General features: G+C 70.1%; 6 protein-coding genes. 5 read left to right on the forward strand and 1 reads right to left on the reverse strand.

Annotated elements, in window-relative coordinates; all coding sequences use genetic code 11:
• Positions 1-6: 6 nt before the first annotated feature.
• The 4 genes from ACTWQA_RS24090 to ACTWQA_RS24105 are packed head-to-tail and all read left to right on the forward strand — an operon-like array spanning position 7 to position 4,233.
• On the forward strand, positions 7-1,224 hold the full coding sequence (locus tag ACTWQA_RS24090; protein ID WP_443161378.1) for a glycosyltransferase: 1,218 nt from the start codon (positions 7-9) through the stop codon (positions 1,222-1,224).
• An 8-nt stretch (positions 1,225-1,232) separates the two neighbouring features.
• Positions 1,233-1,931: a class I SAM-dependent methyltransferase gene (locus ACTWQA_RS24095; protein WP_443161379.1), complete on the forward strand. Its 699-nt coding sequence runs from the start codon at positions 1,233-1,235 to the stop codon at positions 1,929-1,931.
• 34 nt (positions 1,932-1,965) lie between these two features.
• The gene (locus tag ACTWQA_RS24100; RefSeq protein ID WP_443161380.1) at positions 1,966-2,640 is read left to right on the forward strand and encodes a polysaccharide deacetylase family protein; all 675 of its coding nucleotides are present in this window, start codon (positions 1,966-1,968) and stop codon (positions 2,638-2,640) included.
• A gap of 30 nt (positions 2,641-2,670) precedes the next feature.
• Positions 2,671-4,233, forward strand: coding sequence for a hypothetical protein (locus ACTWQA_RS24105; RefSeq protein WP_443161381.1), 1,563 nt, complete (start codon positions 2,671-2,673; stop codon positions 4,231-4,233).
• A 142-nt stretch (positions 4,234-4,375) separates the two neighbouring features.
• Here the strand turns inward: ACTWQA_RS24105 and ACTWQA_RS24110 are convergent, their stop codons facing one another.
• On the reverse strand, positions 4,376-7,321 hold the full coding sequence (locus tag ACTWQA_RS24110; RefSeq protein WP_443161382.1) for a BTAD domain-containing putative transcriptional regulator: 2,946 nt from the start codon (positions 7,319-7,321) through the stop codon (positions 4,376-4,378).
• 225 nt (positions 7,322-7,546) lie between these two features.
• Here ACTWQA_RS24110 and ACTWQA_RS24115 point away from each other — a divergent pair, with 225 nt between their 5' ends.
• Positions 7,547-12,676 (forward strand): fibronectin type III domain-containing protein, encoded by a 5,130-nt coding sequence (locus ACTWQA_RS24115; RefSeq protein WP_443161383.1) that lies wholly within the window; start codon positions 7,547-7,549, stop codon positions 12,674-12,676.
• The last annotated feature ends 49 nt before the right edge of the window (positions 12,677-12,725 follow it).

The following is a 12,725-nucleotide window of genomic DNA, read 5'->3' on the forward strand; positions in this document are numbered from 1 at the left end:
GAATTCATGGACACGCGTGCCGCCACGAAGCCGGCCCCCCGCGTCCTCGACACCGCGGCCCGGCTCGCCAGCGTCGACATCGTCATCCCCGTGCTCAACGAAGAGCGTGCCCTGCCTGGCTGCGTGCGGACGCTGGCCGCTTTCCTCGACGACCGATTCCCGCTGCCGTGGCGTATCACGATCATGGACAACGGCAGCACCGACGCCACCTGGCCGCTCGCCGCCGCGTTGGCCGGGGAGTTCGACCAGGTGCACGCCCGCAGGATCGACGTACGCGGCCGGGGAGCCGCGTTGCGCACGGCCTGGCGCGACAGCCCGGCCGACATCGTCGCGTACATGGACGTCGACCTGTCCACCGACCTCGACGCCTTGTTCCCGCTGGTCGCGGCGGTGGCAAGCGGACACTCCGAGATTGCCATCGGCACCCGGCTCGCGCACAGCGCGCGCACCCGCCGCTCGCTGCGCCGCGAGGTTGTGTCGCGTTCCTACAACGCCCTGCTCAGATACGGTTTCGGCGCCGGGTTCAGCGACGCCCAGTGCGGTTTCAAGGCGGCCAGGACCGACGTGGTGCGGCCGCTCATGGACAAGGTCGAGGACAACGGCTGGTTCTTCGACACCGAACTGCTCCTGCTGGCCGAGCACAACGGGCTGCGGGTGCACGAGGTGCCGGTCGACTGGATCGAGGACATGGACTCGCGCGTACGCGTGGTCAGGACCGCGGCCGACGACCTGAAGGGACTGGCCAGGCTGGCGTGGTCGATGTCGACGGGCCGGGCCGGCGTCCGGGTGAGCAGGGCCGAGCCCGTGCCACGGCATCCGGACGCCGTCGTGGCCCGGCCGCGGGCGGTGACGCTGGCGAGATTCACCTCATTCGCCGCGATAGGCGTGTTGTCCGTCATCCTGTTCACGCTCATTTACCTCCCGCTGCGCGCATTCTGGTCTCCGGCCACCGCGAATTTGGCCGCGCTCGTCCTCACGGGAATCGTCAATACCGAGGCGAATCGCCGGTGGACGTTCGGCCGGGTGCGACGCAGCACCATGCATGTCCGCGCGACGGTGCTTTCCGCCACCACCTATGCGCTCACCACTGCCGCCGTGCTGGCGGTGCCGCCGGAGGCCGGGCGAGCGGCCGAGGTCGGGGCGGTCGTGGCCACGTACTGCCTGCTGACCGTGATCCGCTTCACCGCGCTGGACCGCTGGGTCTTCTCCCGCACGAGGAGTTGAACACACCGATGGAAGCCACAGAGATCCGCCGCCTGATCGCGCTGGAGAACCACCACTGGTGGTACCGCGAGCGCCGGGCCATCCTCCGCCGAGAGCTGCGTGGGCTCGGCCGTCCCGGACGAGCGCTGGACATCGGGGCCGCCGGCGGCGGGAACACCAGGGTGCTGGCCGAGGCGGGCTGGGACGCGACCGCGACGGACAGCAGCGAGACGGCCGTGGAGCTCGCCAGGCAGCGTGGCGTCAAGGCCGTGTGGGCGGACGCGCGGGCGCTGCCGTTCGAACGGGACAGCATGGATCTGGTGACCGCGTTCGACGTGCTCGAGCACATTCGCGAGGACCACCTGGTCACCGAGGAGATCGCCAGAGTGTTGGCGCCGGGCGGGCACGCGTTGATCGCGGTGCCGTGCGACATGGCGCTGTGGTCGGCCCACGACCACGCCGTGGGCCACGTCCGCAGATATCACCGCGACTCCCTGACCGGCGTCGTCGAGAAGGCGGGACTCCAGGTTCAGCGGGTCTGGAGCTGGAACGTTCTCCTGCGGCCCCTCGTGGTCCGGCACCGCCGCCGCTCCCGGGGGAGCGACCTGCGGAAGATGCCCGCCGTGGTCAATGCGGGCCTGTCGGCGATCGTCGCGGCCGAGCGCTACCTGCCGGTCAAGTCGCTCAAAGGCGTGAGCTTGTTCCTGCATGCCAGGCTCGGGGCGTGAGAACGGCGGACGGCGTTGGCCTAGGCTGTCATTTGTGGTGATTCACGCCTTACTCGCAGCCTCGCTGGCCCTGACCTCCGCGCCTGCCGCTGCCCACGCGCAGATCGACTGCTCCCGGGTGAAGTGCCTGGCGCTGACGTTCGACGACGGTCCGGGAGAGACCACGCCCGCCCTGCTCAAGACGTTGAAGCAGGCGGGGGCGAAGGCGACCTTCTTCCTGGTCGGCAAACAGGTGGAGGTGCGTCCGAAGATCGCCGCGCAGGTGGTGGCGCAGGGGCACGCGATCGGCAACCACAGCTACTCGCATCCCTCACTGCCGACGCTTCTCGACGACGAGATCGTCGCGGAGCTCCAGAGCACCCAGGAGATCATCCAGCAGGCCACGGGGCGGTCGCCGGTGATGTTCCGCCCGCCGTACGGGCACACGGACGAGCGGGTGCTGGGACTGGCCGACCAGGCAGAGCTCGCGCAGATCATGTGGACGGGCACGACGCTCGACTGGCAACTGCGTGACGCCAAGAAGATCAAGGCGGCCGTGCTCAGGCTGGCCCAGCGCAACGGCGTGATCCTCATGCACGACACGGTCCCGGCGACCGTGAAGGCCATGCCCGGCATCGTCAAGGAGCTCAAGAAGCGCGGCTACCGCCTCGTCACGGTGCCGACACTGCTGCGCGGCAAGGGGCCGAAGGCCGGAGTGAGCTACTTCTAGGGGGCCCTCCGGCAGCTCGGGATCGGAGACATGGGGAGCGACACGACCGTCGAGAAGCCCAAACCGTGGGGCGCCCTCGCCACCTTCCTCGCCGTCCAGGCGGTGCTCGGGTGCTGGTGGGCGGCCTTCTACCCCGGCCTGTTCAGCCGCGACTCGGTCCTCTACCTGAGCCACACCGTCGTCGGCCCCTGGGTGAGCGACCATTCCGTGGTCTACGACGCGCTGCTGTGGCTGAGCTTCCGGACGACCGGCGACCTGGGCGTGGTCACGTTCGCGCAGACCACGGCCATGGCGGCGGCGCTGACCTTCCTGGCCCAGTCGCTGAAGGCGCTCGGCGCCCCGCGTGCGCCCACCACGGCGGTGGCGGTGCTCATGCCGTTGGCGCCGCCTGTGGGGGCGTTCGCGGTCACGTTGTGGAAGGACGTGCCGTTCACGATCTGCGCGGTGGCGATCGCGGGGGTGTGCGCGCGCTTCGCGGCCCGGCGCGCGATCACCTGGCCCGGGCTGGCCGGGCTCGGGGGGCTGATGCTGGCGCTGGGGTTGTTCCGCGCGAACGGCTTCCTCGTCGTGGGCGTGGCCGTCGTCGTGCTCGTGCTGGTCGTCACGACCATGCGGGTGCGCCTGCTCCTTGCCGGTACGGTCGCGGCGGCGCTTCCGCTCGTGCTCACGAACCTCATTTTCCCCCAGTTCGGCATCGTCGCCCCGTCGAAGACGTACGTCTACCACACGGCCTTCGGGGACATCGCGGTGGCGTTCCGGGACCGGCCCGACCTGTTCAGCGCGCGGGACAAGACGTTGATGGCGTCGGTGGCGCCGCTGGAGCGATGGTGGTGGGGCGGGACGTGTTACACGATCAACCCGCTGATCTGGCGGGGCGACTTCAGCTGGCAGCAGGCCGACGCGCACACCACCGAGCTGCTCGAGTTGTGGAAACGACTGCTGCTCAGCGAGCCGCGGCTGATCGTCGACGCGCGCCTCTGCCGAGGGGCGATCGCCTGGAAGCCTGTGCAGGATCCCTTGATGACGGGTGGGGCGACGTATCGTTTCTCGCGCCGGCCCACCGCGGACACCTACGTCGGGCCGGCCAAGGTGCCGGACTTCCCCGGACGCGAGGTCTACACGCTGCGGCCGCTGTCGTCGGAGCTGAACCAGGTGGCCGATCGGTGGCTGACGGCTTCGCTGGAGCCCGGGTACGACTGGGCGTTGTGGCGGGGGGCGTCGTGGGCGTACCTGTCGTACCTGGCCGTGGCGCTGGGGGCGGTGGTGGTGCGCAACCGGTATGCGGTGGGGGTGGCGGCCGTGGTGGCCGGGCAGCAGCTGGCGGTGCTGGCCAACATCTCGGCGCAGGATTTCCGGTACATGGCCTCGCCGATCTTCGTCGGGGTGCTGCTGGTGCCGTTCCTCTTGAGGAGCGTGGGCGTTTTGGTTATGCGGCTCGTACGGCGGGGCCGGCACCCGGTACGGCCACCACAGCCCGAACTCCTACCTTCGCCTGAGCCGTCGCCCGAGCCCGCGACGGAGGCGGAGACCGGGACCGGGACCGGGACCGGGACCGAGCCTGCGGCTGAGCCTGCTGAGCGCGAGCAACCATGAGGCCCACGACATCCGCGTGAAGCATCGCGGGCTTCGGGCAAGAAGGCGCCGCTCCATCGCCAGGTGCGGCCGTGACTCCACGGCATCGTCACGTATCTCGTCGCGCGTCACCGCTGTACCGAGTTGCGCAGATGGAAGGCGCTCAGCCGGACGGCCGAGCGGTGTACGGCGTGGGCTCTGCCTCCATGAGATCGGCCAGCGCTTGCCGCGCCTGGGTCTCCCTGGCGGGTATGCGCAGCGACTGCCAGATGGCGAGCGCCTGGCGGTAGGCGTCCGCGGCGGACGCGGCGGCCCCTCGAGCCCGGAACACTTCGCCCATGGTGATCAGCGCCCGTCCGAGGCCCCACGGATCCGAGTGGACATGTGCCTGCTCGATGGCCTCGGAGGCGATCGCCTCGGCCTCGGCCCATCTCCCCTGGGCCGCAGAGAACCCGGCGAGGTCCCCACCTGCATGGGCGAGATGGGCATGTTCGCCAACGGCGAGCAGAATGGCGCGCACCCGTTCCAGGCAGACCTCGGCCTCGGCGAACCGCTGTTGCCTGCAGTAGATCAGACCGGTGCAGCGGAGGGCCCAGGCTTCCAGAAGGGGGGTCCGGCTGGCGCGGAAGGCATCCCGGGCGCGCTCGAACAGGCTGAGGTAGTCGCCCTCGCGGTGTTGGTGGCGCCAGGTGAGAATCCGGCGGGCGGTCACGAGCCCGACTGACAACCAGTCGCCGTCCGTGCCCTGATGGGGCTCCGGTTGGGAGACGGGAGCCGGAGAGGGATCGGATCCAGGTCCGGCGGCCAGCCGGTAGGCCCTCAGCGCGCGTTCGCCGTAGCCGAGCGCGGCCAGATAGTCGTCGCGGTCGCTCTCGACCAGCATCAGCAGGCCGAGCATGGTGGCCCTGCCCTGGTCGTCGCCGAGCCGTTCTGCGGCCCGCAGGCCGGATGACAGCACCGCCACCCGCTCGTCGTGGCGACCCTGCAACTCCAGGATGTTCGACAGGCGTTGCGCGAGCGGCCAGGCCAGCCCCGCGTCGCCGCCTGAGTCACCGCTCGAGTCACCGTCCGGGTCAGCGCCTGAGCAACCGCTTGAGTCACCGTGCGGGTCGCCGCCTGCGTCCGCCGCGCGGCGGACGAGCGAGACCAGAGTCTCGCGTTCCTCGTCGAACCACTCGACCGGACGGTCTCGCACGCGCTCGACGATCGCGTCGGGTGGTCGCCAGCACGGCTCGGGGGCACGGTCAACCCCCACCCAGTGGGCCAGCCCGTCATCGGCGGCGGCGGCCAGGGCGAACCATCCGTGCGTGGCGCGCCGGACCGCCGCATCGCGCTGCCCGGCGTCGCCGCCCTGCGCCGCCAGCTCCGACGCGCACAGCAGGACGAGGTCGTGCATGCGGTAGCGGGGACCGGTGGCATCGCGCCCCGCGGGCTCCACCAGGTGCGCCTCCACCAGCTCATCGAGGACGAGCTCCGCCCCCGGGCCGATGAGCGCGGTGGCCACCCAGGACGGAAAAGGATTGATCCGCAGGAAGCCGAGCCAGCAGAACAGCCGCTGCTGGTCACCGGTCAGGTCGCTGTAGCTGTCCAGGATGCCGGTCCGCACCGCGGCGTCACCGAGCCGCAGCCAGTCGAGGCGCGTTTTCGCGTCCCCGAGGCGGTCGGCGAGGTCGGCGAGGGTCCAGTTCTGCCGGGTCGCCAGCCGTGCTGCCGCGATGCGGACCGCCAGCGGGAAGCCGCCGCAGTAGCGTGCGATCTGCCTGGCGGCCGCCAGGTCCTGCCGTTCACCGGCGGCTTCACGGAGCAACTCGACGGCGCCGGCCTCCGGTAGCGGGGGCATCTGCAGGGACAGCCAGGCGTCGGTGCCCGCCAGCCGCCGCCTGCTGGTGATCAGTACGGCGGAGCCGGGCCGTTCGGGCAGCAGGGCGCCGATCTGGTTCTCCTGCTGGGCGTTGTCGATGATGACGAGCACGCGCCGGCCAGTCAGTATCCCCCTGAACATGTCGACGCGGTCGTCAATGCTGTCGGGAAGCTCCTGCGGCGGTACCCCGAATGCCTCAAGGAACCGTCCGAGCAACGCCTCGGACCGGCTTGACGGCGAAAGCCTCGCGCAAAGGATGCCGTCGGGGTAGTCGCGCCGCAGTTCGTGGGCCAGCCGTACGGTGAACACCGTCTTCCCGATGCCGCCGGGACCGGTGATGACCACGCGCGGCGACGTGGCGGCGTCCGCGGTGCGCAGGGCCGTGACGACCCGTTCGAGGAGCTCCCCGCGCCCTGCCAAGTCCGGGATTCCCGCCGGCAGTTGGACGGGCGGCGGATGGCGGCCCGTGTAACCCGCCGGGTCGGCACGCGTCGGAACCTGGTCGCCGCCCGCCTGCAGCATGTCCATCTGGAGCCGCCGCAGCCCGGCACCCGGCTCCAGCCCCATCTCCTCCGCCAGGCGTCGCTGCGCCGCGGCGTAGACACTCAGCGCCTCGGGGGTGCGCCCGCCCTGGTGCAGGGCGCGCATGAGCTGTCCGACCCCATGCTCACGGAACGGGTGCTCGGCCACGTGCGCGGTCAGCTCGCCGACCAGCTCGCGGTGCTCGCCGAGCGCGAGCCGGTGCTCCCAGCACTGCTCCATGGCGGCCAGGCGCTGCTCGTCCATGCGGGCGGCGGCCGACGTCAGGGGCCCACCGGCGGGACCGCCCAGAGCCGGGCCGCGCCACAACGCGAGAGCGGCACGCAGCGCCTCTACGGCGCGATCGAGGCGGCCTTCGCCGGCGAGGGGGCCCGCCTCGGCCACCCGGTGCTCGAACCGCTGCCAGTCGAGCTGGGCGTCATCGTCCAGCCGCAGCAGGTATCCGGGTCCATCGGTCACGATCCGGTCTGCTTCCCCGGCTGACGCCAAGGCGCGCCGAAGGTCGGCGACGCCGTTCTGCACCTGCTTGCGTGCGGTGGAAGGCTCGTTGCCGTCCCACACCGCCTCGATGAGAGCTTCGATCGACACCACCCTGCCGGGCTCGAGCAGCAGCATGAGAAGGATCTTGTTCTGTCGAGGGCCGCCCGGCCGGATTCGCCGGCCGTCCCGGCGTACGTCGAGCGGGCCCAGGATCCGGAACTCCAGCAACGGGCCCCACCTCCGGGAGGAGTCGGTCAGGTCGGCGCGTGGGCCAGCATACCGAGGACCAAGGACGGATCAGGGATGAATCAATGACGGACCGAGGGCGGCGTCCCCCATCCTTGAGCGCGGATCACAACATGGCACTCTCCTCCGGGCGCAGATCGAAGAGGAGGGCGGGGACAAGGCTGATCATGCGCTTGGTACAGCCGTTCCCCTCTAGGGAGGCAACACGTGTTACAGAAGATGCTTCGGGCCCTGGTGGTCGCCGTCCTGCTGACCGTGGGCGGCACGGCGCCGCCCGCGGCTGCCGATCCGGGAGGACCTGGAGGCTCCGAGCCGACGGCTGATCAGGCGGCGACCGCGTCCGCGAGCAGGTCGGTCGGCCAGTACGTCCCGCTCGACCTGCCGGAGCGCATGGTCGACACCGGTGCGGGAGGCGTGGCCGCGGGCGGGACGGTGACGCGCAAGCTGGCCGGAAGCAATGGCATCCCCGCCGAGGGGGTCGTGGCCGTGGCCGCGCACGTGGCGGTCGGATCGCCGCCGGCCGCCGGATCGCTGCGCGCCTGGGCGGCCGGCGACCCGGTGCCGCAAGTGACGACGGTCGCCTTCGACGCGAACGTCCAGTGGTCGTCCGCCCACGCGATGATCCGGCTCAACGCGGCGGGTGAGGCGAGCTTCCTCAACAACAGCACCGGGAACGTGCGCGTTGTCGTGGATGTCAACGGCTACTACGTCAGGGACGCCGTGCCCGAGGGCCTGCGGTTCGTCCCCGCCGTCCAGAGCAGGATCCTGAACACCAAGGAGGGCGTCGGCGTCTCCACCACCACCCCGGTCGGGCCGAACTCGTCGATCACCTTCCAGGTGGCCGGCAAGGGCGGGCTGCCCGCCGCCTCCCAGATCGGCGCGGTCGTGCTGAACGTGACCGCGGTCCAGACGACCGCCACGGGATCCTGGCAGGTCTATCCGGCGGGCTCCTCCCCCCGCTACGGGCACGGTCATTTCGTGGCGGGCCGTCACAAGTCCAACACCGTGATAACCAAGTTGTCCACGGACGGACGACTGTCGCTGCGCAACGCCGGTCAGGGAAGTACGCACTACCTGGCCGACGTGGTCGGCTACTACCGGGCGGCGCCGTCGGCGGTGCCCACGTCCGGCGTGATCCCCGTCAAGCCGCAGCGGGTCCTGGACACCGCCGCCGACGGCGGACCGATCCCCGCCAAGGGCACCAAGGTGCTCAGGGTCGGCGGGACGGCCGGAGTCCCGCAGTCGGGGGTGTCGGGGGTGGCGCTGCTGCTGTCGGCCCGCGGCTCGGCGCACGCGAGCTTCCTGACCGTCTACCCGGGCGGGACGAGCGCCCCCGATCCGTCGTCGGTGCAGTTCCCCGCCAACGGGACCGGCTTCAACCTGGTGTGGACCAAGACCTCGGACAACGGCACCATCCGCATCTACAACGGCAGCGCCAGCCCCGTCCAGGTCTGGGGAGACTTATACGCTTATGCCGAGGCTGCGACCAAGCCCGACGCACCGACCCAGGTCAAGGCGGAGGCGGGAGACAAGCAGGTCACCGTCTCCTGGCAGAAGCCCTTCGACGGTGGTACGCGCATCACCGGGTACACGGTGACCGCGTACCCCTGGGGCAGGACCGCCACCACCACCGGCGCGACGACGGCGACGGTCACCGGCCTGGACAACGGCACCGCGTACACCTTCACCGTCACAGCCACCAACAGCCTGGGGACCTCGCCGCCGTCGGCGCACTCCACCCCGGCGATCCCGGCCGACCCGAAGCCCCCGGGCCGTCCGCTGATCACCGAGGTGTTCCCGCGCGACGGCGAGGTGCGAGTGAGCTGGAGCCCGCCGGAGACCGGCGCGGCCGGCGTGACCGAATACGTGGTGGCCGCCGAACCCGGCGGCGCGAGCGTCAAGGCGAGCCCCCAGGAGACCGAGGCCGTGGTGTCCGGCCTGGACAACGGCACCGTCTACACGTTCACGGTGACCGCGGCCAACGGCAACGGGTCGGGACAGCCGTCGCCGACGTCGGAACCGGTCTCACCGGCCGAGGCGGAGGTTCCGGTGAAACCGCTGATCACCGCGGCGGTGCCGCTGGACGGCAGGATCGACATCCAGTGGGCGCCGGCGGCCGACGGAGGCTCGGCCATCACCGGCTACACCGTGACCGCCGAGCCGGGCGGGCGCACCGTGGACACCCCGCCCGACACCACCGTCGCGTCGGTCTCAGGGCTGACCAACGGCACCGCGTACACCCTGTCGGTGGTGGCCAAGAACAAGGCCGGCACCAGCCCGGCCGCGACGACCGACCCGCTGACGCCCGACGCGAGCCGGGCCCCGGCCGTACCGACAGACGTGCGTGCCTCGGTCGTGGCCGACGGCTCGATCAAGGTGACGTGGACCGCGCCGGAGGACACCGGGACCGCGCCGATCACCTCCTACACGGTGACCGCCACAGGAACGGGCGGCAAGTCGGCGACCGTGACCGGGACCTCCGCCACCCTCACCGGCCTGCGCGCCGACACCGGCTACACGATCACGATCGCCGCCACCAACACGCACGGCATCGGCACGGCCAGCGAGGCTACCGGGCCAGTGATGCCCGACCTGTCCGTCAAGGCAACCCCCAAGGTGCTCTCCAACGCGGCGCTGAACACCCTTCAGACCGCCCACCCCGACGGGACGCTCGACTTCGTCCAGCCGCCGTCCGAGATCACCTCACTGACACCGGGGACGTTCATCATCGCCACCTCGCATCCGCGGTTGCCGGAGGGCCTGTTCCGCAAGGTCACCGGCGCGCGCGAGATGAGCGGGCTGTTCGTGGTGTTCACCGCCCACGCCGGTCTCGACGAAGTGCTCGGCGCGGGAGCCGTCGCCTACGACGAGACGATCAGCGCCGCCGAGATCCGCGATTTCAAGCCCGCCTCGCCCGGCGTCACCCTGGTCCAACCCATCGTCGAAGGCCGCACCCTCCAGCAGGGCGCCCCACGCGCGACCCGGGGCGCGAGCATCGGAATCCGCGACGGCGAGGCCGTGATCAGCTTCTCCACCAGCGTCAACGGCTTCCCCTACGCCTCGCTCCAAGCCGAGGCCGGGCTGCGCCCCATCCTCAAGGGAGGCATCGACATCGGCGTGGACGGTGTCAAGACCCGGCTGAAGCTGGGTGCGCAGACCCGGGCCAACGCGACACTCAAGGCAGGCATCGGCGGCGAGCTGAAGCAGACGATCCCGCTGGGCTCGTTCACCACCGCACCGATCACCATCCCCGCCGGGCCGGCCCCGATCGTGCTCGTCCCCGAACTCACCTTCAAGGCCACGGTCAGTGTGAACGGCTCCGTCGGCATCCGGGTCTCGGCGGGCTATTCCCGCGTCATCGCCGGCGAGATGCGCACGCACAACGCCACCGTCACCGACTTCAACGTGATCAACGAGCCGGGCAGCAGCAATTACCTGGACGACCTCCAGGCCTACGGCTCGGTCGGCGCCCAGGCCGGGGTGTCGGTAGGCCTGCTGCTCAAGGTGTACGGCGTGGCGGGCCCGGAGTTCAGCGCCGGCCCGTACGTCAAGGCGACCGTCGACGTCGGCGCGAATCCCTGGTGGGAGGTCCGGGCGGGAATCTCGGCCAGCGTCTCACTGAAGCTGAAGCTCTTCACCTTCGAACTGTCCAAGGACTGGCCCATCGGGGACGTCAACACCGTGATCGCCCGGGCTCCCGGCGCCTGGGACGGCATCCTCATCCAACCGAGCAGCGCCGACATCGGGCTGAACGAATCCCTCACCCTCAAGGTCACCGCGAACGGCACCCCACCGCCGGTGCGCTGGCGAGTGGTCTCCGGCCCGGGCACCGTCAACCAGGACGGCGTCTACACCTCCGACGAACGCGGCGTCGCCGAGATCGAGGCCGCTCCAACGCAGGGCGACAAACAACCCGCCCGGGCGGGCATCCGGGTCGGCACCCGGCCCAGCCCTCCGAAGGTCGAGGTCAAGCCCGCTCCGTTGTCGCTAGGGGTGACCTGGCCGGCGGTGACACCCGGCGACAGCCCGGTCACCGAGTACGCCATCACCACCCATCCGCCCACCTCCACCACCTACGTGCCCGCCCGCGCCGGAGCGGCCAACTACTCCGCCTACACCGGCCAACTCAAGCTCGGCAAGCCCTACTACGTCCAGGTCACCGCGATCACCGCGGGGCTGTCTTCGACGTCCGGCTGGGTAGGACCGACGACCCCCGCTGAACTGCTGGGCCGCCTCGGCTCGCCCACCTACATCGCCGCAGACGCCAACGGCAACCCGGAAAAGTATGGTGTGCACGGATTCGCGCTCTCCAACAACGGAAGGTATGCCTTCTTCGGGATCGAGGCCCGCAGCAACCTGGCCCCACCCGAGATCTATGACCCGAACAGCACCGTCATCTATCTCATACGCAAGGATCTGACCACTGGTGAGATCGACCTGGCGTCCCGAGGCATGGATGGACACACCCCGCACCCGATCCAGACGTCGTTTTCTCATCCATCGTCGCCTTCTTACGACGGAAACAGCGTGGCATTCATCACCCCAGCCGCGGGTGGAAGCTCGGAGCGTGTCCTCGTTCACGACATGGCCGAGCTGACAACTTGGGAGGGCGCACCGGCGAGCGACGGCACGGCGCCGGTGGTAGCGGAACTCTCCGGGAATGGGAATGTCCTGGTGTACCAGGAGATGGATGAGGAAGACCTGAACGCCGACAAGCCCATCTGGCGCAAGCAGCGGAACGCTGGGCGGGAGCTGGTCGACCCATGCGCGCGGGAGCGCCAGCCATGTGACATCGCCGTCAGCGTGTCGCACGACGGCAACCGCATTGTGTACACGCGCAGGGACAGGGACCTTGCGATAGACCAAAGACTCCCCATGCTTTGGGAAGGGGGCACGCGGACCAACCTCATGCAGAACGCGTCCGCCAACGAGTACGCACGCGACCCTGTGATCTCCAGCGACGGCGCCAAGGTGGCAGTCATCTATAACAACCAAAGGAGGGAAAGTACCGCAGTCGTGCCAATCACGGCGAGGTCTATCACCGAGGCGGACGTGGTCGTGAAAAGCCTGTCATCCCCGATGGACCTGAGCACAAACGGGCGAGTCATGGCATATATGGACGGCGCAAACTCGACAGGCACTCCCCGGCTCGGAATCGCAGACACGGTGGCGAAGACCTCACAGCTCGTCTTCGAATTCGGCCACCACGGGGACATGACGGTCAGCGGCGATGGCACCGTGCTCGGATGGATGCAATATTGCCAGGGAGGCCCGTTACCGTGCCCCGAGGGCATGCTCGAAGGTCCGTACGTGCAGCACGTGCCGCGGTTGGGCTGATCTGATGCGATCGAGGTTCGGAATGCGCCTCACCCGACGCGTTCTGTGC

The sequence above is a fragment of the Nonomuraea sp. 10N515B genome, assembly GCF_052245915.1.
GTDB lineage: Bacteria > Actinomycetota > Actinomycetes > Streptosporangiales > Streptosporangiaceae > Nonomuraea.